At 70.0% G+C, this 19,564-nt stretch carries 21 protein-coding genes; 5 read left to right on the top strand and 16 right to left on the bottom strand.

Translation table 11 applies throughout. From position 1 onward, the window contains the following. Positions 1-7 precede the first annotated feature (7 nt). Genes ACWC5C_RS23045 through ACWC5C_RS23035 form a run of 3 tightly spaced genes read right to left on the bottom strand, consistent with a single transcriptional unit; the run spans position 8 to position 2,654 of the window. The gene (locus ACWC5C_RS23045; protein WP_450878277.1) at positions 8-751 is read right to left on the bottom strand and encodes an FAD:protein FMN transferase; all 744 of its coding nucleotides are present in this window, start codon (positions 749-751) and stop codon (positions 8-10) included. A gap of 53 nt (positions 752-804) precedes the next feature. Continuing rightward, entirely contained in the window at positions 805-1,254 is a 450-nt protein-coding gene (locus tag ACWC5C_RS23040; protein WP_450878036.1) for an FMN-binding protein, read from the bottom strand. Between the two features lie 29 nt (positions 1,255-1,283). Then, on the bottom strand, positions 1,284-2,654 hold the full coding sequence (locus ACWC5C_RS23035; protein ID WP_450878034.1) for a ferredoxin reductase family protein: 1,371 nt from the start codon (positions 2,652-2,654) through the stop codon (positions 1,284-1,286). Between the two features lie 133 nt (positions 2,655-2,787). Here ACWC5C_RS23035 and ACWC5C_RS23030 point away from each other — a divergent pair, with 133 nt between their 5' ends. Continuing rightward, positions 2,788-3,339: a hypothetical protein gene (locus tag ACWC5C_RS23030; RefSeq protein ID WP_450878032.1), complete on the top strand. Its 552-nt coding sequence runs from the start codon at positions 2,788-2,790 to the stop codon at positions 3,337-3,339. Here the strand turns inward: ACWC5C_RS23030 and ACWC5C_RS23025 are convergent. The 8 genes from ACWC5C_RS23025 to ACWC5C_RS22990 all read right to left on the bottom strand — a co-directional run bounded on the left by ACWC5C_RS23025 (position 3,323) and on the right by ACWC5C_RS22990 (position 12,999). Further along, positions 3,323-4,501 (bottom strand): Cmx/CmrA family chloramphenicol efflux MFS transporter, encoded by a 1,179-nt coding sequence (locus ACWC5C_RS23025; protein ID WP_450878030.1) that lies wholly within the window; start codon positions 4,499-4,501, stop codon positions 3,323-3,325. The two genes, ACWC5C_RS23030 and ACWC5C_RS23025, sit on opposite strands and share 17 nt — an antisense overlap. A gap of 147 nt (positions 4,502-4,648) precedes the next feature. Continuing rightward, positions 4,649-6,490, bottom strand: a complete 1,842-nt coding sequence (locus ACWC5C_RS23020) for an APC family permease (protein ID WP_450878028.1) — start codon at positions 6,488-6,490, stop codon at positions 4,649-4,651. Between the two features lie 133 nt (positions 6,491-6,623). After that, positions 6,624-8,129 carry a gamma-aminobutyraldehyde dehydrogenase gene (locus tag ACWC5C_RS23015; protein ID WP_450878026.1) on the bottom strand — a complete coding sequence of 502 codons (1,506 nt, stop codon included), beginning with the start codon at positions 8,127-8,129 and terminating at the stop codon, positions 6,624-6,626. Continuing rightward, positions 8,129-9,229: a proline racemase family protein gene (locus tag ACWC5C_RS23010; protein WP_450878024.1), complete on the bottom strand. Its 1,101-nt coding sequence runs from the start codon at positions 9,227-9,229 to the stop codon at positions 8,129-8,131. Before ACWC5C_RS23010 ends, ACWC5C_RS23015 begins: the two co-directional genes overlap by 1 nt. Then, entirely contained in the window at positions 9,229-10,146 is a 918-nt protein-coding gene (locus ACWC5C_RS23005; RefSeq protein WP_450878022.1) for a dihydrodipicolinate synthase family protein, read from the bottom strand. The genes ACWC5C_RS23010 and ACWC5C_RS23005 overlap by 1 nt, the downstream gene beginning before the upstream one ends. 23 nt (positions 10,147-10,169) lie before the next feature. Then, complete coding sequence (locus tag ACWC5C_RS23000; protein ID WP_450878020.1) at positions 10,170-10,907, bottom strand: GntR family transcriptional regulator; 738 nt, start codon at positions 10,905-10,907, stop codon at positions 10,170-10,172. A gap of 92 nt (positions 10,908-10,999) precedes the next feature. Then, complete coding sequence (locus ACWC5C_RS22995) at positions 11,000-12,244, bottom strand: NAD(P)/FAD-dependent oxidoreductase (RefSeq protein WP_450878018.1); 1,245 nt, start codon at positions 12,242-12,244, stop codon at positions 11,000-11,002. Between the two features lie 155 nt (positions 12,245-12,399). Continuing rightward, complete coding sequence (locus tag ACWC5C_RS22990; protein WP_450878016.1) at positions 12,400-12,999, bottom strand: short chain dehydrogenase; 600 nt, start codon at positions 12,997-12,999, stop codon at positions 12,400-12,402. A 70-nt stretch (positions 13,000-13,069) separates the two neighbouring features. On the opposite strand from ACWC5C_RS22990, the gene ACWC5C_RS22985 reads away from it, so the two are divergent. Further along, a complete protein-coding gene (locus ACWC5C_RS22985; protein ID WP_450878014.1) occupies positions 13,070-13,957 on the top strand; it encodes a LysR family transcriptional regulator in 888 nt (295 codons plus the stop codon). On the opposite strand, the gene ACWC5C_RS22980 is transcribed toward ACWC5C_RS22985, so the two are convergent. Further along, on the bottom strand, positions 13,897-14,142 hold the full coding sequence (locus ACWC5C_RS22980) for a DUF397 domain-containing protein (RefSeq protein WP_450878012.1): 246 nt from the start codon (positions 14,140-14,142) through the stop codon (positions 13,897-13,899). The two genes, ACWC5C_RS22985 and ACWC5C_RS22980, sit on opposite strands and share 61 nt — an antisense overlap. Continuing rightward, positions 14,139-14,975, bottom strand: a complete 837-nt coding sequence (locus ACWC5C_RS22975; protein ID WP_450878010.1) for a helix-turn-helix domain-containing protein — start codon at positions 14,973-14,975, stop codon at positions 14,139-14,141. The genes ACWC5C_RS22980 and ACWC5C_RS22975 overlap by 4 nt, the downstream gene beginning before the upstream one ends. 167 nt (positions 14,976-15,142) lie before the next feature. Here ACWC5C_RS22975 and ACWC5C_RS22970 point away from each other — a divergent pair, with 167 nt between their 5' ends. After that, complete coding sequence (locus ACWC5C_RS22970) at positions 15,143-15,592, top strand: ATP-binding protein (RefSeq protein WP_450878008.1); 450 nt, start codon at positions 15,143-15,145, stop codon at positions 15,590-15,592. Here the strand turns inward: ACWC5C_RS22970 and ACWC5C_RS22965 are convergent. Further along, positions 15,573-15,803 (bottom strand): hypothetical protein, encoded by a 231-nt coding sequence (locus ACWC5C_RS22965; protein WP_450878007.1) that lies wholly within the window; start codon positions 15,801-15,803, stop codon positions 15,573-15,575. The genes ACWC5C_RS22970 and ACWC5C_RS22965 overlap by 20 nt on opposite strands. Positions 15,804-15,844: 41 nt before the next feature. After that, on the bottom strand, positions 15,845-16,420 hold the full coding sequence (locus ACWC5C_RS22960; protein ID WP_450878005.1) for a CGNR zinc finger domain-containing protein: 576 nt from the start codon (positions 16,418-16,420) through the stop codon (positions 15,845-15,847). Positions 16,421-16,503: 83 nt separating this feature from the next. Between ACWC5C_RS22960 and ACWC5C_RS22955 the strand changes: the two genes are divergently transcribed. Continuing rightward, positions 16,504-17,676, top strand: a complete 1,173-nt coding sequence (locus tag ACWC5C_RS22955; protein ID WP_450878003.1) for an epoxide hydrolase family protein — start codon at positions 16,504-16,506, stop codon at positions 17,674-17,676. A 21-nt stretch (positions 17,677-17,697) separates the two neighbouring features. On the opposite strand, the gene ACWC5C_RS22950 is transcribed toward ACWC5C_RS22955, so the two are convergent. After that, complete coding sequence (locus tag ACWC5C_RS22950) at positions 17,698-18,222, bottom strand: Uma2 family endonuclease (protein WP_450878001.1); 525 nt, start codon at positions 18,220-18,222, stop codon at positions 17,698-17,700. Between the two features lie 110 nt (positions 18,223-18,332). Here ACWC5C_RS22950 and ACWC5C_RS22945 point away from each other — a divergent pair, with 110 nt between their 5' ends. Continuing rightward, positions 18,333-19,529 carry an argininosuccinate synthase gene (locus tag ACWC5C_RS22945; protein WP_385448762.1) on the top strand — a complete coding sequence of 399 codons (1,197 nt, stop codon included), beginning with the start codon at positions 18,333-18,335 and terminating at the stop codon, positions 19,527-19,529. Positions 19,530-19,564: the final 35 nt, after the last annotated feature.

Below are 19,564 nucleotides of genomic sequence, written 5' to 3'. Positions count from 1 at the left end.
GCAAATCTCACGACACGCACATCTCAGCCGAAAAACGCGCGAAACCGCTGGTCTGCCACGTCGTCCCCTCCGCCGTCACCACGAACGCCTCCGCGCCCGGCTGCCGCTGCAGCCACGGGCGGGCGCGCTCGGCGCCCATCGCGCAGGCCGCCGTCGCCCAGGCGTCCACCTCGGTGAGGCTGGTGCCGACCACCGTCACGGAGGCGAGCCCGTCCGCCGGGGGGCGGCCGGTGTGGGGGTCCAGGATGTGGCAGCCGCGCTCCGCCGGACCGGACGTGGCCACGGCCAGCTCGCCGTGCGCCTCCACCACCGCCAGCAGCTCACCGCGTCGCACCGGATCGGCGATGCCCACCCGCCACGGACCGCCGTGCAGCTGCACATCGCCGCCGCCGTTGACGCACACCGAACCGGCGCCCGCCGAGGCCAGCATCCGGGCGGCGCGCTCGACCGCCCACCCCTTGACCAGGCCGGTCGGATCGGGCCGCCCACCGGCGTAGCGGGCGGTGAACCAGCCGTCGCTGCGGTACGAGAACTCCTCGCACAGCTCCAGCACGTCCCGCACCTCCGGCTCGCACTGCGACAGCGTCAGCTCCTCGCGCCCGAGACGGCTGATCTGGCTGTCCGCGCGGTACGTGGAGAACAGCTCGTCCACCCGGTGGAGCCCCACCACGGCCCCGTCCAGCGCGGCCAGCACGCGCGGCCGGTCGGCGTCGTGGACCTCGCGCAGGTCGAAGGAGAAGACGGTGCCCATGACGTGTTCGACATGGCGCAGCGGTTCCGGCGAGCCGTACTCGTCGTAGGACGTCACTTGGTACCCGCCTTGTCGAGAGCGCTCTGCAGGGACTTGGAATAGCCCTCGCTGGTGTACGTCGCACCGGACACGGTGTCGACCTTCGCGGCGGACATCGCCTGCTGGTTGAGCTTCGGGATGGAGTCCTTGGCGATCTGTACGCTGCGCGGCCCGGAGTCCGGCGTCTTGACGGCCTGCGCGGCGGTGATCTTCCCGCCGCTCATGGTGACGCTGACCTGCACCGGCCCGTACTGCGTGTCGACGACATCACCAGTCAGGGTCTCTCCACCCTGACCTGGAGCCCCCGGCGCGGTCGCCGCGACCGGCGGCGCCTGCCCGGCAGGCGGAGAGGCGACGGTCTGGCCACCCCCTGCGGGCTGCTTCAGCGCCAGCAGCGCCACCACACCGGCGACGGTGGCGGCGGTGCCCAGCAGGATACGGCGCAGCGGATGCTTCCTCTTCATGGCTCCACCTCAGGTCGCAGGTCGAAAGGTCACAGCTCGAAGGATTCATGATGGATACGGCGGTCGGGGACCCCCGCGTCGTGCAGCGCCTCGTACGCGTGCTCAGTCAGGCCCGGAGGCCCGCACAGATAGACGTCGTGCTCGTCGATGTCCGGCAGCAGCGCCCGCAGCCGCTCCGCGCTGATCTCCGGACGGGCCCCGTCCGGGCCGTTGACGGCGTACAGCAGCCGGGCGTCCCGTTCGGTCGCGATCTGCTTCAGCTCGCCCCACAGCGCCAGGTCCTCGACGGTCCGGGCGCGGTAGAGCAGGGTCAGGTCACCGCCCTTGCCGGGCAGCGTCTCGAACAGGGCACGGATGGGGGTGATGCCCGCCCCACCGGCGATCATCAGCACCTTGCCCTGACTGCGGCGCGACGCGGTCATCGCGCCGTACGGCCCCTCGGCCCACACTCTGGTCCCGGGCTTCAGGTCGGCGAGCCGCGTACTGCCCCCGCCCACCGCCTTCACGGTGATACGCAGCAGATTGGGCCGGGGCGGGGCGGACAGCGAGAACGGATGGGAACTCCACCGCAGCCCCGGGGCCAGGAACCGCCACCGGAAGAACTGCCCCGCCTCCGCGCCGATCCGGTGCAGCTTGCGCCCGCTGATCAGCACCGACACGATCCCGGGCGCCTCCTGGACGACCGCCTCGACCTTCATCCGGTGCCGCATGTTCAGCCGCAGCGGCACCAGCAGCCGGTACCAGATCGCGAGCGCGCTGACCGCGCCGTACAGCACGTACCACGCCGTCTGCGCCGTCATGTTGCCCACGAACTCGGCGCCGTTGGTGAGCTGGTGCCAGAAGGACAGGAAGACGGCCGCGTAGGTGAGCAGATGCAGGTAGTACCAGATCTCGTACGGAATCCTCCGGCGCACCATCCCGGCCGAGATCAGCCCGATCACCACGAGGGTCACCGTGCCGATCGTCGCTTCCAGCATGTCGGGGAAGGTGAGGACCATCGTCTCGGTCTGCGCGACGAACGACGTGCCGCTCTCGGTCGCGTACCCCGCGATGATCAGGCCGACATGGGCGAGGATCAGGCACAGCGCGTACCGCCCGCTCATCGCGTGCCACCGCGCCACCCGGTCAGAACCCACCCGCCGCTCCAGCGCGGGCACCCGCGCCATCTGCAGCACCACCAGCGCCAGCACGTACCCGGCGAGCAGCCCGCTCAGCCGCCCCGCCCCGTTCAACCAGGCGGCGTTGCCGGTGACGTTCGGGGTGTTCATCCACCACAGGGACAGCACCGCAGCCGCCCCCGCCCAGCTCAACAGCACCAGCGGCACGGCGGGGGACCGCCGTGGCCGAATCTGGCGCAAGGCCAGCCTCCGACCGGCCCGGCTGTTCAAAAGCGTCGTCACGGCCCGTCCCCTTCCTATGGGCTCCGGTGCACAGGGGTACGGGCGGGAGCCGAGGATGACTCAAAGGCCGACGAAATTCACAGGTTTCCGTTTCGTATGATCGCTGAACTGGCCATTCTTGCTAAGGAATCCCATGTCCATGCCGCCCCCGCCGCAGGGGAACCCGTACGCCGCCGCACCGCCCCAGGGGAACCCGTTCGCCGCGCCGCCCCAGGCGCCGTACGGGCATCCACAACCGGGCCCCGGCTACAACCAGCCACACCAGATGCCCGGTTACGGCCAGCAGATGGCCGGGGTGCCGCAGGTGCCCGCCTGCCGGATCTGCGCGGCGCAGCCCGCCGCCCAGGTCACCATCCGCAGCCATGTCGGCCTGCTGCTGATGATGCGGTTCAAGAAGTGGGAGGGGCCGTTCTGCCGGACCTGCGGTACGGCGCTGCGCCGGGAGGCGACCACCAACACGCTGTGGCAGGGCTGGTGGAGCCCGTTCTCCGCGGTGATCTTCAATCCGTACACGGTCATCCACAACCTGGTGGTGCGCGGGAAGCTCAACAAGCTCCCGGAGCCGGGGCCCGCCATGTACGGGACGCGCCCCGACCCCGGGAAGGGTGTGCTTCAGCGCCCGCTGTCGTACGTGGCGCTGCTGCCCATCCTGTGGTTCCTGTACCTCGTCATCGTGCAGCCGTAGCACGCCGGTCGGACCGGTCGGCGGGCGCCGCCACGCCCGCCACGCCCGCCACCACGATGGCCAGCGCCACCAGCAGCGCGCTCGCCCAGACCGGAGACCGGTAGCCCAGCCCCGCGCCCAGCGCGAGCCCGCCGAGAGCGGGCCCGACGGCCGCGCCCACGTTGAGCGCCGCCGTCGCGAACGCGCCGCCCAGCGCGGGCGCTTCGGCCGCCGCGTACAGCGCCCGCGTGATCAGCGTCGAGCCGACGCCGAACGACAGCGTCCCCTGTACGAGGACCAGCGCGACCGCCACCCCCGGCCGGTCCGCGCCCACCGACAGCAGCAGCCAGCCGACGAGCAGCGCGAGCCCGCCCGGCACCAGGACCAGCATCGGCCGCGCGTCCGACCACCGCCCGGCGATGGTCACCCCGGCGAACGACCCGATCCCGAAGAGCGCCAGCACGGCCGGGACCCAGGCCTCCCCGATGCCGCTCACGTTCGTGATGAGCGGCGTCAGATAGGTGAACGTGCAGAACGTCGCGGCGTTCACCAGCATCCCGAGCCCCAGCGTCACCAGCAGCCGCGCACTGCGCAGTGCCCGCAGCTCACCGCGCGCCCTCGGGGGCGCCGACACCGCTTCGGAGCGCGGTACGGACCACAGGATCGCGAACAGGGCCGGTACGGAGACGAGCGCCACCGCCCAGAACGCCGAACGCCACCCCCAGACCTGCCCCAGCAGCGCCCCGGCCGGAACCCCGGCGACGCACGCGAGCGTGACCCCGCCCAGCAACGCGGACGTGGCCCGCCCCTTGGCCCCGGGCGGCACCATCCCGGTCGCCGCCGCGAGCCCCACGGCCAGGAACCCGGCATTGGCCAGCGCCCCGAGCACCCGGGTGGCCAGCAGGACACCGAAGCTGGTGGTGACGGCACCGACGACATGGACGGCCATAAAGACCGTCAGAAACACCAGCAGCGCCCGCCGCGCGGGCCACCGCATACTGAGGACCGCCATCAGCGGCGCCCCCACGATCATCCCCACCGCGAACGCCGACGTCAGCGCGCCCGCAGCGGGGATGGACACATTCAGATCACTGGCGATGTCCGGCACCAGACCGGACAGCATGAACTCGGATGTCCCTTGGGCGAAGACCGCCAGTCCGAGCACATAGATGGCAAAAGGCATGAAGACTCCACACACCGGCATGAAAGACGGAGAGAACTGCGGAGACCGGTAAGCCCGGTGATGAAGGCGCCACCGAACGACCGGTGGCTAGAGCCTGGATGCCTCGGGACTGGACATGCGGTCACCCTAACAGCCGCGGAGCAGACGTCAGCTGGCCGACGGATAGTCCTCCGCCAGCGCCCGGTCCAGCTGCTCCGTACGGAACCCGCTGCGCACCGCCCACCCGTAGCTGCCCAGCGAGATCAGCACGACGGCCAGCAGGTCGTACGGATCGGAGAGCGGCGGCGCGGACAGCGGGCCGTAGGCGCCGTAGTACGAGATCGCCAGCACGGCCAGGAGCGTGACGAGCAGCCAGACCCCGGCGTCCAGATGCCGCCGACCCTGCGGAGTACTCGCGGTGCGCAGCGCGGCGACAAAAAGAGCAACAGCCGCCGTCATGGCCGCCATGTACCAGGGGAAGGGCCAGCTTCCCGGGCGCTGGGTCTCGGTGACGTTCATGAACCAGCCCCCGCGCACGGTGATGAGGATCCACGCCGCGAAGAAGGCACCGGAAAGGACCCATCCGGTACGGCGCCGGACCCAGCCGTGCAGCACCGAGGTGTAGCCCCCGTACACGGCGAGCCCGGCGAAGGCGATGGTGAGCAGCTGGACCAGCGAGGTGAATCCGGCGGCGTAGACGATGAACAGCCCGGCGGCGTAGCCGGTCGGCGCCCACAGCCCCACGGCGGGCAGCCGCCAGGTGCGGGGGATGGCGGGGGCGGTGCGGCGCAGGACGGGCACGATGGCGCTGCCCATGAGATAGCTGAGCACCAGTCCGGCGGAGACCACCGAGACGAGCTGGTACCAGCTGGGGAAGGGCAGCAGGAAGAGCCCGCTCACGATGAGCGCGGCGATCAGCGACACCCACGGAATGCCGTACTTGTTGACCTTGGACAGCGGCGTCGGCGCGTAGCCGTCGAGCCCGAAGGCGTACGAGGCACGGGCGGCGCTGCCGAGCGTGACCCACCCGTTCCCGGCCGGTGAGATGGCGGCGTCGATGAGCAGCACGGTGGCGAACGAGCCGAACCCGGCGGCGCCGAGCGCCGAGAACAGCGGGGAGGACGCCCAGTCGCTGCTGGTCAGGCCCGACCAGTCGCCGGGGGCCAGTCCGGCGTCCCGCCAGTCGAGGGCGCCGAGGAAGCCGATCTGCAAGCCCAGGTAGATGACCATGGGGATGAGGATCGATCCGATGACGGCGAGGGGGATGTCGCGGCGCGGGTTGCGCGCCTCGCCGCCGTAGTCGAGGACCTGCCGGGAGCCGAGGTAGCCGAAGGCGATGCCGCCGATCGCCAGGGCGTGCACGATGCCGCCGGGACCGGTGGGGACGAAGCCGCCGTGGGCGTGGAAGTTGCTGGACTTGAAAGCGGTGAACAGCAGGACGAAGGTGACGACGGGCACCAGGACCTTCCACAGCGTCACCCAGGTGTTGACCTTGGCCAGCAGCCGTACGCCGAAGAAGTTGAGTACGAAGAACAGCACCAGCAGGGCCATCCCGCCCAGGATCCCGTTCGGCCAGTCGAGGACGGTCGCGCCGCTGTCGACCCGGACCAGGCCGAGGTGGGAGTAGCGGCCCCCGAGGTAGGTCAGGACGGCCTGGGCCTCGACGGCGGGCAGACAGACGGTGCCGATCCAGTAGCCCCAGCCCGTCACCCACCCCGCGAACGCGCCGTGCGAGAGGGCCGGGTAGCGGACGATGCCGCCGGAGCGCGGGAAGAGGGTGCCGAGTTCGATCCAGGTCAGCGAGACGATGATGAAGAGGACGGCGCCGATGATCCAGGACAGGACGGCGGCCGGACCGGCGACGGAAGCGGAGGAGAGGACGGCGAACAGCCAGCCGGAGCCGATCTGGGTGCTGACGCCGAGCAGGGTCAGTTGCCACAGGCCGAGGCTTCGCTTCAGCTCTCTGTCGGGGTTTTTCGTCCCCTCGGAGGGGGCGGCTAGGGTGGTCATGAATCCTCCCAGGGGATTCAGCGGCCCGATCTCGCTGGCGTGAGTTCGCGGGCCGCACGGGCTGATACGCCCATGGGGCGGCCTCCCGGCCAGGAGGCCGTCCCGTTCGGACGAAATTGCGAAATCGTGGGGCTCAGCGGGTGCTGAACACCAGGTCGTGCCAGGGCTTGCGCCGCTCACCCGTGATCTCGGACATCACGTGCTTGACGTTGGTGTATTCCTCGAAGGAGTACGCGGACATGTCCTTGCCGAAGCCGGAAGCCTGATAGCCCCCGTGCGGCATCTCGCTGACGATCGGGATGTGGTCGTTGATCCACACACAGCCCGCCCGGATGTCGCGGGCGGCGCGCTGCGCCCGGAAGACACCGCCGGTCCAGGCCGAGGCGGCCAGCCCGTACGGGGTGTCGTTGGCCAGCCGGATGGCGTCCTCGTCGGTGTCGAACGGCAGGCAGACCAGCACCGGGCCGAAGACCTCCCGCTGGACGATCTCCGAGTCCTGCGCCGCCCCGGTGATCAGTGTCGGCTCGTAGTACGCGCCTTCGGCGGGCATGTCCCCGGGGACGCCTCCGCCGCGTACGACGGTGGCCCCGGCGTCCCTGGCCCGGTCCACCATCGCGGCCACGCGGTCGCGCTGCTGGAGAGAGATCAGCGAGCCCATGTCGGTGCCGGGGTCGTCCACCGGCCCCAGCCGTACCCCGTCCATGAGGTCCGCGACCCGCCGCACGAACGCCTCGTACAGCGGGCGCTGGACGTAGGCGCGGGTGGCGGCGGTGCAGTCCTGGCCGCTGTTGATGAGCGACCCGGCCACGGCGCCGCGCGCGGCGGACTCCAGATCGGCGTCGTCGAAGACCACGAACGGCGCCTTGCCGCCGAGTTCGAGGTGGACGCGTTTGACGTCACCGGCCGCCGTCGCGGCGACCTGGCGGCCCACGGCGGTGGAGCCGGTGAAGGAGACCATGGCGACGCCGGGGTGGCTGACGAGCGCGTGACCGGCGGTGGCGCCGCTGCCGGTGACGATGTTGATGACCCCGTCGGGGATCCCGGCCCGCTGCGCGGCCTCGGCGAACATCACCGAGGTCTGCGGGGTCAGTTCGGACGGTTTCAGTACGACGGTGTTGCCCGCCGCGACGGCCGGGAGCACCTTCCACGCCGCCATCTGGAGCGGGTAGTTCCAGGGCGCGATGGAGCCCACGACGCCGAGGGGTTCGCGCCGGATGGCGGACGTGTGGTCGCCGGAGTACTCACCGGCGGCCTTCCCCTCCAGGTTGCGGGCGGCCCCGGCGAAGAAGCGGACGTTGTCGATGACCCCGGGTATGTCGAAGCCCCGGGCCAGCTTGATCGGCTTCCCGCCGATGCGGGACTCGGTCGCGGCCAGCTCCTCGGCGCGCTCCTGGAGGATGTCCGCCCAGCGCAGCATGGCTTCGGAGCGCTCGCCGGGGGTGGTGCGCGACCAGTCGCCGAAGGCCTGGGCGGCGGCGGTGACGGCTTCGTGGACGTCGTCGGGGGAGGCCATGGTGTCGGTGGCCAGGACCTCGCCGGTGGCGGGGTTGGTGACCGTCAGCTGCTCCCGGGATCCGCCACCGCGCCGCTTGCCCGCGATGAACTGCTGTCCCGCGCTCTCCATCAGTGCTCCAGCCATCAGTGCTCCAGATCTACGAGTTCGGATACGGCATGCTCCGGCGCCTCGCGGCCCCACAGGTCGCCCAGCACATAGCCGTGCGGGAAGGGATCGCTCTCGTCCAGGACGTACTGGCCGAACCCCGTGATCCAGCCGCGCCCGCTGATGGCCGGGAGCACCGCCTCGTACGGGCCGACCCGGGCAGTGCCGCGCAGCGTGCCGGTGAAGGTGGTGCCGAGCATGCTCTCGTGCACGAAGGGGGTGTCCAGCGGCAGATCGCCCCGGGCGTGCAGGGCGGCCATCCGGCCGCACGTCCCGGTGCCGCACGGCGAGCGGTCCAGCGAACCGGTCCAGGTGGCCGGATCGGCGAGGTCCACCTCTCCGTTGGGCAGGACGACCGCGTTGCGGCCCGAGACGCCGGGGGTGGACGAGGGCCCGTGGAGCATCACCAGGGACACCTGGCCGATCTCGGAGTGGACCGGGTGGCGCACCGGGAACTCCCGCTGTGCGGCGGCGCGCAGCACGGCACCGGCCCGGGTGATCGCCCTGGCCTGCCCGGGCTCCAGCGCGATCCCCAGATCGGCGGCCCTGGCCTGGACGAAGAACTGCCCGCCGAAGACGATGTCGACCGGCACCCGGCCGTACTCGGGCATCTCCAGCGGTTGGTCCACGGCCACCGCGAAGGCGGGCACGTTCTCGAACGTGACCCGGGTGACCTTGCCCCGCGCCACCTCGGCCCGGACCGTGACCAGCCCGACGGCGGTGTCCACGACGAGTTCGGTCACCGGTTCGCGCACCGGCAGCGCCCCGGTCTCCAGCAGCGCCGTCACCGCGCAGATGAGGTTGCTGCCCGACATGGGCCGGAAGCCGCCCTGTTCCAGGACGACCAGCCCGAAGTCGGCGGCGGGCTCGGCCGGGGGCAGGACGAGGACGCCGCACAGGCCCGGGTAGCCACGGGGTTCGCGCAGCAGGAGTCGGCGCAGCGGGTCGAGGTGGTCCCGGCAGTACCGGAGCCGTTCCGCCATGGTGGCGCCCTTGACACCCAGATGGCTGGCGATGAGGACGCGCCCCGGTTCGCCCTCGGCGTGGACGTCGATCGTATGGACGCGGCGCGGTCCCATCAGGCCGCCGCCACGCTCTCCTCGGTGACGCTCACGCCCGCCGCGACCAGCAGCGCCCGCAGTTCCTCGCGGTATCGGGGGGCCAGCGGCAGCACCGGCAGCCGGGTCGGGCCCGCGCTCTGCCCGACGAGGTCGAGGCCGGTCTTGATGGCGCAGGCGTAGTTGTGGGACTCCAGGAACTGGCAGATCGGGAAGATCTTCGCCCAGAGTTCGCGCCCGGCCAGCAGGTCACCGCGCACCGCGAGGGCGTCGTACAGATCGGCGCACAGCCGGGGAATCACGCTGGCCGTGCCCCACACCCCGGCCTGGGCGCCTCCGGCGAGGGCGGCGAACGTCAGGGTGTCCCAGCCGTTGAGCGCGGTGATGTCCTGGGCGTGGTGCTGCCGTACGGCGGTGAAGCGGGGGAAGTCCCCGCCGGTGTCCTTGAACGAGGTCACCCCGGTCTCGCGGGCCAGCTGCGCGAACTGCTCGGGGCTGAGGTCGACACCGGTGGCCGCCGGGATGTTGTAGTACATGACGGGGATGTTGATCGCCTCCGACACCGCGCCGTAGTACGCCACCAACTCGTCCCAGGACGGGGTGTCGTAGAACGGCGGCACCACCATGACGGCGGCCGCGCCCGCCTGTTCGGCGTGGGTGCTCAGCTCCACGGTCTCGGCGGTGCTGAGCGCCCCGGTCCCGGCGACGACCGGGACGCGCCCCGCAGCGGCCTCGACGTACAGCTCGGTGACCCGCTTGCGCTCGGCGGTGGTCAGGGTGGTGAACTCGCCGGTGCTGCCGCCGGGGACGAGACCGGCGATGCCACCGGAGATCATGTGCTCGGCCTGGCGCCGGACCCCCTCGGCGTCCACCGCCGAGCCGTCGGACGTCAGCGGTGTGACGACGGCGGCCAGGATGCCGGTGAACTGCGTACTCATAAAACACTCCTTACGTCTGGGTATTACGTCTGGGGCTGTTGCCGGTCCCGCATGATGCGGACGAGTTCTTCCGCACTCGACCGGATGTGCAGGTCTACTTCGGCGCGGATGCGGTCGGTGTCGCCGGATTCGATGACCTCGACCATCCGCCGGTGCAGTTCGAGATCGCGCTGCGGATCGTCCCGGGTGAGCTGGTCGACCGTCATCGCCATGCGGATCTGGGCGCCGACCAGCGGCCAGATCTTGGTCAGCATGGCGTTGCCCGACGCCAGCCACAGCGTGCGGTGGAACTCCAGGTGGGTGAGGTCGGACGCCACCGCGTCCGCCCGCCGCACCGCCGTCTCGTGGTCGTCCAGCGCCCGCCTCAGCGCCGCCACCCCCTCGCCGCCCGGGTCCTCGGCCAGCCGCAGCGCGGCCATGGTCTCCAGCGAGACGCGGACGTCGGCGAGGTCGAGGAGGACCGCCGGGCTGGTCTCGGCGACCCGGATCCCCTTGTACGGCTCCTGCACCATGGCGCCCTCGTGGATGAGGATGTGCAGCGCCTCCCGCAGGGTCGGGCGGCTCACGTTCAGCAGGGCGGCGAGTTCCACTTCCTTGACGCGCTGTCCCGGCACCAGCTCTCCGGCCAGCAGCGCACGGCGGATCGCCTCGACGACTTCCTCCCTGCGGGTGCCGCCGCTGACGGGCCGCAACGCCCGCATCTCGCGCGCCGCTTCGGGAGCCGCTTCGGAAGCCGTGGGACGTGCGTCCGGCTGAGCCATGAATACCCCTACCTCTGCTGTACCTCTGCGCTGATGGCGGACGGTCCGCCTTGGCCCGCCCATCCTCACCCTGGTCGGCCGGGGGCGGGCGGTCACGCCCGGGTGAAACGGCCGGGCGAGACGGTTTCCGCGACGGAGGGAACGCGCTGCCGGGTGATGGCCTCGGTGATGATCTCGGCGGTCGCGGGGGCCAGGGTGAGCCCCAGCATCCCGTGGCCCGAGGCGACATAGACGTTGGGCAACGGATCGAGGCGGCCGATAATCGGCAGCCCGTCCGGGGTCATGGGCCGCAGCCCCGCCCAGGGCGCCGCCTCTCCGGCCGGGTCGCCCCAGCCGGTGAACGCCTCGGCGGCGGCCCGCTTGATGGCGGCGACACGACGTACGTTGATCTTCTCGTCCAGCCCGCCGAACTCCATCGTTCCGGCCAGCCGCAGCATCCCGTTCAGCGGTGTGACCGCGACCCGGGCGTCCTCCAGCGTGAGCGACGTACGCAGCTGAACCGGCGCGGGGGAGTAGTCGACGCTGTAGCCCTTGCCCGGCCGGATGGGTAGCGGAACGCCCAGCTCGCGCGAGATACGGCCACTCCACACCCCCGCCGCCACCAGCAGCGTGTCGCCGGTGATCTCGCCCTGATCGGTCAGCACGCCCGTCACCCGGCCGTTGCTCTGCGAGACGCGCCGCACCGGAGTGTGCGCGTGGATCACCACACCCAGCTCCTGGCAGCGCTTGACCAGCCCACGGGTGAGCGAGTCCGGCTGCACCTGGCGGTCGTCGGGGAAGAACAGACCGTGGCGGATCCGGTGGTTCAGCGCGGGCTCCCGCGCCCGGACGTCGTCCCCGTGCAGCCGCTCCGGAACCATGCCGAAGCGCTCGAACACGTCGAGCGCGCCGAGCTGTTCCTCGTACCGCTTCCGGGTCTCGAAGGCCAGCAGCACACCGGCCCGGTGCATCTCGAAGCCGATGCCGTCCTCGGTCCAGCCGTCCAGCAGGTCCAAGGTGCCCTCGGCCAGCCGGAGATGGGTCTCCAGGCCGTGGCGGAAGTCCCGGTCGGTGCAGTGTGCGGCCATCCGCAGCATGAACTTCACGAAGCCCGGTGCCAGCGAGGGCTTCACATACAGCGGACTGTCCGGCTTCAGCATCCACCGCAGCGACTGGAGGATCACCCCCGGCGCGGGCACCGGGCCGCTCTCCGCCAGGGCGATCTTGGCCGCGTTGCCGTGCGAGGCCGCCGACCCCGCTTCCCGGGCCTCGACGACCACCACCTCGCACCCGTTCTTGGCCAGCCGGTACGCACTGGCCAGACCGACGATGCCCGCTCCGATCACGATGACGCGCATGGAGTCGTGTACCTCCCGACAGGGGCTGCTCCGGATGTAGATTGTCAAACAATCTGCATCGAGCACGCTAGGTCCGGCACTCGGGGCCGTCAATGAGTCGGGAACGAAAAAAGGGGCCCGCCGCTGACGGCGAGCCCCTGACCTGCGTATCTCTGCTACACCACGGAGAAGATCCGCCCCGTGTTGGCGCCTTCGATGGAGCGGACGTACGCCTGCGTCACCTGAGCGAGGTCCACGGCCGGGATCCCCGGGAAGAAGTCCCCGTACTTCGGCAGGGACTCCGTGAACACCGACGGACTGACGGCGTTGATCCGCTGCGGCGCGATCTCGATGGCCGCCGCGCGGACGAACGCCTCGACCGCGCCGTTCGCCATCGCCGCCGCGCTGCTCGTCGGGATGGGATCGTCCCCCAGAATCCCCGTGATCAGCGTGAACGAACCCCGCTCCGCGATCCGCGACACCCCCTGCCGCACCAGCTCGATCTGGCTCAGCACCTTGCCGTGGAAGGCGGACAGATAGTCCGTGGGCGCTATCTCGGCGACCGACTTGAACGGCACGTCCCCAGCGGTCCCGGCCACCGCGTCCACCGCCCCGGCCTGTACGTACATCTCGGCGACCTGGGCGGGCTCCGCGATGTCGTACCGCAGATCGCCGCCGGTCCGCCCCACGGTGACGACCTCGTGGCCACGGGCGGTCAGCGTCTCGTGAACGGCCGTACCGAGCGCGCCGGTGGCCCCAATCAGCAGAATCCTCATGCCGATGACGCTATTCGGGTCCCATACGGCCAGGGAAATACCTTCTGGTCCGCACCTATGCTCCAGGGTTATGAATGTCGAGCTGCGCCATCTGCGGGCCCTGACCGCCATCGGGGACGAGGGTACGATCACCGACGCCGCCGCTTCGTTGCACATCAGCCAGCCCGCGCTGTCCCGCACCCTCAACCAACTGGAGAGCCGCCTCGGCACCACGCTGGTCGAACGCACCACGCGCCACCTCGCCCTCACCGAACCCGGCAGGCGGCTCTACGAACACGCCCACCGCATCCTCAGCCAAGTCGACACCGCCCTCACCGAAGCCCAGGCCGGACCGCGCCCGCTCCGCGTCGGCTTCGCATGGGCCGCCCTCGGCCGCCACACGGTCCCGCTGCTGCGCGGCTGGCGCGACGCCCACCCGGACACCCCGCTGCAGGTCCACCGCCGGGACGACCCGGAGGCCGCGCTGCGGCGAGGCGAGGTCGACGTGGCGTTCCTACGCACCGAACCCCCGGCCGACAGCGGCCTGCGGGCCCTGCCCCTCTACCGCGAACGCCGCCTGGCCGCCGTCCCGGACGGCGACGCCCTCACCCGCCTCCCCGCCGTACGGCTGGGCCACCTCGCCACCCGCCCGGTTGCTTTGTGCGCCACGGCCGCCACCACGACGGATGACCTCTGGCCGCGCGGCCAGCGCCCACGGACCTTCGAGGTGGCGAACGTTGACGAATGGCTGACCGCCATCGCGACCGGTGAAGCGGTGGGCGTCACCGCCGAGGGCACGGAACACAGCCACCCGCACCCGGGCGTTGTGTACCTCCCGGTGGCCGACGCCCCGCCGCTCACCGTCTACTTGGTCCGGCCCGTTGTCGCCACGCACGCCGCCGTCGACGCGCTCTACGACTATGTGCGCGCCGTGTGCGTGACGAACGCGGACCACGCGGTGGGGGAGAAGGCGAGCTGAGGGCCCTGTTTGTCCTTGGAGTCCCGGACGTGGACGGTGTTCTCCGGGCAGGCGGCGACCTCGACGCACTCGTCGCCGTCGCTTCCGCTGTACGTGGACTTGTGCCAGGAGAGGGCGACCTCTACGCAACTGTCGCCGTCTGCAGTGGAGTAGCTGCTCTTGAACCAGGCAAGGTCGGTGCTCATAGCGCTCCTCGGATCTGCCTCAGCAGGCTCACGGAGTCTTCAGGGGTAAGAGCCTGTGAGCGCAGTTTGGCATACCGCATTTGAAAAACGCTGACCTCTTTCGGGTCAGTGATCAACTGACCGGTCCGCTGGCCTTCCACGTAGCCGAACCACTGGTTGTCAGCGGTCTCCAGAAGCTGCAAGGGGCCTTCGAGCGCCGCATGCGCCTCCTGTACGCGCGGGATGATCTGGATCTCGACGTTGCGTAGCTCAGCGCACTCCAGCAAGTGGTCGATGAGCGCTTTGGTGACCTCGGTGCCGCCCGTGTTCCGGTCCAGCAGTGCCTGCTCGATGATGAAGCTGAACGCGGTGTTCGGCCTGTCCCAGAGGAGGCGCTGACGATCCTGGCGTGCGGCGAGCCGCGTCACGATCTCATCGTCCGTCAGTGGTGGAACGGCGCTATGAAACATCGCTTGGGCGTACGGATCGTTCTGCAGTAGACCCGGAATCAACCGGCACTCGTACGTGCACAGGCTGATCGCCTTCTCCTCCAGCGCGGCCCACTGGTCGAACCACGCCGCCAACCCCGGCTTCCGCACCAGGCACTTCGCCGCCGCCCTCAGGACCCCGAACGCGTCGAGCACCTCCTCCGCCCGCTCCACGTACTCCCGTTGCGGGTAGCGCCGCCCCTGCTCGATCGAGGCCAGGGTCTGGACCGAGTACCGGAGCAACGGCGCAAGTTGCTCCTGGGTGTAGCCCGCACGTTCTCGGAAGACCTTGACGACCGCCCCGAATGTCTTGAGGCTGTCCGAGGTCTCCGATGCGTTGCTGTTGCTACCCGTGTTGCCCGCCATCGCGGCCACCTCCGGTGGTGCCATCCGTACTGAACCTGACTATCGGCCCAACTCAGCCATGGTCACGGTCCGTTACTCGTACAGTCCACCACGCGCACTCGTACAGTGACCCAGCGTACGAGAAGCCGATCTGGTCCGGTCATACGCCGAGCCGGAACGGTGACGCCATGTCAATCCCAGCGCACCCACGAACGACTTCCGACCAGTTCACCCACCGCTTCAGTTCGACCCGCCGTGGCGCCCGCCTCGCCCGGCTGCTGGTGCTTCAGCAACTCGACCATTGGGGCTTCCCGTACCGCAGCGAGCCGTCCGATCTCGTCGCCGCGATCGTGGCCGAACTCGCCGCCAACGCCGTCACTCACGGCCGCGTCCCCGGCCGGGACTTCGAGGTAGGGCTCGCCCGCACCGCCACCACGCTCCGCGTCGAGGTCGCGGACACCCGTACCGAGGGACGGCCGCCGGTCGATGACACCCCGGCCGCACCACCGCCCGACTCCGAGACCGGCCGTGGCCTGCTGCTGGTCGCGGGCCTCGCCGCGCGCTGGGGCGTGGCGGAACGTCAGGGTCCGGGCAAGATGGTCTGGGCCGAGATCGACCTCACCGCCGGGCGAACTTGATCGGATAGGACACCGTGGAGCGCGGCACCGGCTTCTTGGTGCCCTTCTTCGCGTCGTCCTTCTGGAAGTGGACGGGATACCGCCCGGTCTGACGCGGCTTGGGTGACTTGTCGTTGCTGTTGTCGACATCGCTGTCGCCCTGGCCGTTGATCCACAGGACCCCCACCACGACCACACCGAGCACGATCATCTGGTTCTTCCTGTCCGCCACCGACTCCCCTTCGGTCCGCAGAACCCCGCCACCCCCAACGATCACTCCGCTGATCTGGGGTTTTTTCGCTGGTTGGCCATGAAGCGCGCCTTCTTCTGACGATTCCCGCAGGTGTTCATGTCACACCACTTGCGGGTGCGGCTTTGGCTGGTGTCGAAGAAGGCGGCTTGACAGGTCGGGGAGGCGCACAAGGCCAGCTTTCCGTCTCGTTCGCCCGCGATGACGCTGATCGCGTCGGCGGCGATCACGCCGAGGGCGTCTTCCACGCGGGAAGCCGCGCTGAGCGCCCATCGCCGCTTGCCCTCGGGCGTCAAGACCGCTGCCGCCCGGCCCTGGGCGCTGCGGTCATTGATGACGTGGACGGCGGACGCGGGGAGAGCGTCGTGGATGGCGGCCGCTGTCGCGGCGGCGTGGATCGACTCCCTCAGCTCCCGGGCGAGGTCGAGCTGGGCATCGGTGCAGGAGTCCACGGCGAGGTCGTACACCGCCAGCCAGTCGGCGAGTCGCTGCGGTGTGGGGATGCGCTCTACGGAGTCGCCATGACGCTCCGAGAGGGTTCCGGTGAAGCTGGTCGCCAGCACGCTGCCGAGGCGGAAGTCAGGGAATCCAGCACGCATGGAACCACCTTAGACGGTTGCGGCGTGGCTCGGGGTGCTGCTAGAACCGTCTTAGCCGGTTCCGTGATGCACCAGGAGGTCTCATGTCCCGTCTGACCAGCGAAGTGCAAGCATTCGAAGCCCACGCGACGGACGCTGACCTTGACGATCTGCGTGCGCGATTGGCCGCGGCGCGGCTGCCGGAGGCCGAGACGGTCTATCGCGCCGCGCCCGACCCTCGCCGATGGGAACAGGGCGTTCCGCTCGCCGACCTCGCCGATGTCGTGGACTACTGGCGCACCGGATACGACTGGCGGTCGTTCGAAGAGCGCCTGAATCAGATCGGCCAGTTCCGCACGACCATCGATGGTCTGGGAATCCACTTCCTGCACCGCCGCTCCGCGCGCGCGGATGCCACGCCGCTGCTCGTGACGCACGGCTGGCCGGGCAGCATCGCCGAGTTCATCGACGTAATAGACGAGCTGGCGGACCCGAAAGACGCGGACGCGCCAGCGTTCCACGTGGTGACCCCGTCACTACCCGGCTTCGGCTACAGCGACAAACCGGCCACCACCGGGTGGGGGACCGAAAAGATCGCGGCCGCGTGGGTGGAGCTGATGGGCAGGCTCGGCTACGGCCAGTTCGTGGCCCAGGGCGGCGACTGGGGCGGGAACATCACCACGGTTCTCGGCGGCCGGTTCCCGGATCACGTTCTCGGCATCCACACCACGTTCGCGGAGGGCCCGCCCGGGTTGACGACGGACGGGCTGACGGCGGTCGAGCGCCAGTGGGCCGAGGGCACCCACGACTTCTGGCACCACCGCGCGGCGTACGCGAAGCAGCAGGCGACCCGGCCGCAGACCATCGGCTACTCGCTCGTCGACTCACCGGTCGGGCTTCTGGCCTGGATCCTCGACAAGTTCGCCGAGTGGTCGGACACCGAAGACAGCCCGTTCGAGACGATCTCCCGAGACCGCGTTCTCGACAACGTCACCCTGTACTGGCTGACCCGGACCGGCGCGTCGGCGGCCCGCATCTACTACGAGAGCCACGCCTCACTGGACCCCGAACTCCGGGTCGACGTCCCGTCGGCGATCACCATGTACCCCCGCGACATCGAGAAGTGCCCGCGCCCCTGGGCGCAGGAGCGGTACCGGCAGATCGTCCGATGGAGGTCGCCCGAGAGCGGCGGACACTTCCCGTCGCTGGAGGTCCCCGAGTACTTCGTCAACGACGTACAAGAGGGCCTGGCGGCGGTGCTGGCCGCCAATCGGTGACGAGGGAGCGGAGGCTCAGGCTCAGCTCTTGCGCTTGAACTCGTTCGTGGGAATGTCGACCGTGCTGCCGTCCGCCAAGCGCAGTGTGACGGTCTCGCCGTAGGCGTAGTCGTCACGGGACGCATAGGTGTCGCCCTTGGGGCGGGTCAGCAGGGTGCACTGGCCGAGGAAGGGGTCGATGATCAGGTAGCTCGGGACGCCGAATCGTGCGTACTGCCGCACCTTGACCTCGCTCGCGGAGACGATCTCGATAGCGGCCAGAACGTCCTCGTACGAGTAGGGCTCGGCGGCGCCCTCTTCCAGGATCGTCACATCCGGCACTCGCGGGGGCTCCCCGGGGAACTGGATCAGCACGTCGGACAGCAGGCGGGACTTGTCGATCCCGGCTGTCATCGCGGCCATCTGGATGTCGAGGATGGTCCAGCTCTGGACGTCGCTGCGTGGCGTCATGACGATGCGGCCGCCCACCACCTCCACCTTGAAGCCCTCGAACCGTGCCGCCGCGCGCTCAGCTGTCCAGCTGAGGATGTCATCGTGAACGCTCACAAACCGCACCGTAGCGCCGCCCGCTGACAGCCGCCGGGGGTCGCGTTGACGAAACATACGGGCCAGTGCATACTTATGCCAGTCAGTGCATGGACCGTAAGGAGAAACCCGTGACCGAGCGCGTCGTACTCGCCTATTCGGGCGGCCTGGACACCTCCGTCGCCATCGGCTGGATCGCCGAGGAGACGGGCGCCGAGGTCATCGCCGTCGCCGTGGATGTCGGCCAGGGCGGTGAGGACCTGGACGTCATCCGTAAGCGCGCGCTCGCCTGTGGGGCGGTCGAGGCGGAGGTCGCGGACGCCAAGGATGAGTTCGCCGATGAGTACTGCCTCCCGGCGATCAAGGCGAACGCGCTGTACATGGACCGCTACCCGCTGGTCTCGGCGCTCTCCCGGCCTACCATCGTGAAGCACCTCGTCGCCGCCGCCCGCAAGCACGGCGCCACGACCGTCGCCCACGGCTGCACCGGCAAGGGCAACGACCAGGTGCGGTTCGAGGCCGGGATCTCCTCCCTCGCGCCCGACCTGAAGTGCATCGCCCCGGTCCGGGACTACGCGATGACGCGGGACAAGGCCATCGCCTTCTGCGAGGCGAAGAGCCTGCCGATCGCGACCACCAAGAAGTCGCCGTACTCGATCGACCAGAACGTCTTCGGGCGGGCCGTCGAGACCGGCTTCCTGGAGGACATCTGGAACGCGCCGATCGAGGACGTGTACGAGTACACCTCGAACCCGGCCACCCAGCGGGACGCCGATGAGGTCATCATCAGCTTCAAGGCGGGCGTCCCGGTGGCCATCGACGGCCAGCCCGTGACCGTCCTGCAGGCCATCCAGCAGCTCAACGAGCGGGCCGGGGCGCAGGGCATCGGGCGGATCGACATGGTCGAGGACCGGCTCGTCGGCATCAAGTCGCGGGAGATCTACGAGGCCCCCGGCGCCATCGCGCTGATCACCGCGCACCAGGAGCTGGAGAGCGTCACCGTCGAGCGCGAGCTGGCCCGCTACAAGCGGCAGGTCGAGCAGCGGTGGAGCGAGCTGGTCTACGACGGTCTGTGGTTCTCGCCGCTCAAGCGCGCCCTGGACGGCTTCATCGCCGAGGCGAACGAGCACGTCACCGGTGAGATCCGGATGACCCTGCACGGCGGTCGGCCGGTCGTCACCGGCCGGAAGTCGGAGCAGTCGCTGTACGACTTCAACCTCGCGACGTACGACACGGGCGACACGTTCGACCAGTCGCTGTCCAAGGGCTTCATCGAGCTGTTCGGGATGTCCAGCAAGATCGCGGCGAAGCGCGACCTGGAGCAGTAACCTCCGCAGTTAGACGTCATACGCCGCCTTCCCGC

The sequence above is a fragment of the Streptomyces sp. NPDC001700 genome (assembly GCF_053596435.1).
The sequence above is the reverse complement of the archived record's forward strand: the minus strand, read 5'-3'. Positions and strand labels throughout refer to the sequence as shown.

Excerpts from the sequence above, each read along its gene's own strand:
- ACWC5C_RS23045 (WP_450878277.1), bottom strand. The coding sequence starts at position 751 with ATGGGCACCGTCTTCTCCTTCGACCTGCGCGAGGTCCACGACGCCGAC.
- ACWC5C_RS23040 (WP_450878036.1), bottom strand. The coding sequence starts at position 1,254 with ATGAAGAGGAAGCATCCGCTGCGCCGTATCCTGCTGGGCACCGCCGCC.
- ACWC5C_RS23030 (WP_450878032.1), top strand. The coding sequence starts at position 2,788 with ATGTCCATGCCGCCCCCGCCGCAGGGGAACCCGTACGCCGCCGCACCG.
- ACWC5C_RS23025 (WP_450878030.1), bottom strand. The coding sequence starts at position 4,501 with ATGCCTTTTGCCATCTATGTGCTCGGACTGGCGGTCTTCGCCCAAGGG.
- ACWC5C_RS23020 (WP_450878028.1), bottom strand. The coding sequence starts at position 6,490 with ATGACCACCCTAGCCGCCCCCTCCGAGGGGACGAAAAACCCCGACAGA.
- ACWC5C_RS23015 (WP_450878026.1), bottom strand. The coding sequence starts at position 8,129 with ATGGCTGGAGCACTGATGGAGAGCGCGGGACAGCAGTTCATCGCGGGC.
- ACWC5C_RS23010 (WP_450878024.1), bottom strand. The coding sequence starts at position 9,229 with ATGGGACCGCGCCGCGTCCATACGATCGACGTCCACGCCGAGGGCGAA.
- ACWC5C_RS23005 (WP_450878022.1), bottom strand. The coding sequence starts at position 10,146 with ATGAGTACGCAGTTCACCGGCATCCTGGCCGCCGTCGTCACACCGCTG.
- ACWC5C_RS23000 (WP_450878020.1), bottom strand. The coding sequence starts at position 10,907 with ATGGCTCAGCCGGACGCACGTCCCACGGCTTCCGAAGCGGCTCCCGAA.
- ACWC5C_RS22995 (WP_450878018.1), bottom strand. The coding sequence starts at position 12,244 with ATGCGCGTCATCGTGATCGGAGCGGGCATCGTCGGTCTGGCCAGTGCG.
- ACWC5C_RS22990 (WP_450878016.1), bottom strand. The coding sequence starts at position 12,999 with ATGAGGATTCTGCTGATTGGGGCCACCGGCGCGCTCGGTACGGCCGTT.
- ACWC5C_RS22985 (WP_450878014.1), top strand. The coding sequence starts at position 13,070 with ATGAATGTCGAGCTGCGCCATCTGCGGGCCCTGACCGCCATCGGGGAC.
- ACWC5C_RS22980 (WP_450878012.1), bottom strand. The coding sequence starts at position 14,142 with ATGAGCACCGACCTTGCCTGGTTCAAGAGCAGCTACTCCACTGCAGAC.
- ACWC5C_RS22975 (WP_450878010.1), bottom strand. The coding sequence starts at position 14,975 with ATGGCGGGCAACACGGGTAGCAACAGCAACGCATCGGAGACCTCGGAC.
- ACWC5C_RS22970 (WP_450878008.1), top strand. The coding sequence starts at position 15,143 with ATGTCAATCCCAGCGCACCCACGAACGACTTCCGACCAGTTCACCCAC.
- ACWC5C_RS22960 (WP_450878005.1), bottom strand. The coding sequence starts at position 16,420 with ATGCGTGCTGGATTCCCTGACTTCCGCCTCGGCAGCGTGCTGGCGACC.
- ACWC5C_RS22955 (WP_450878003.1), top strand. The coding sequence starts at position 16,504 with ATGTCCCGTCTGACCAGCGAAGTGCAAGCATTCGAAGCCCACGCGACG.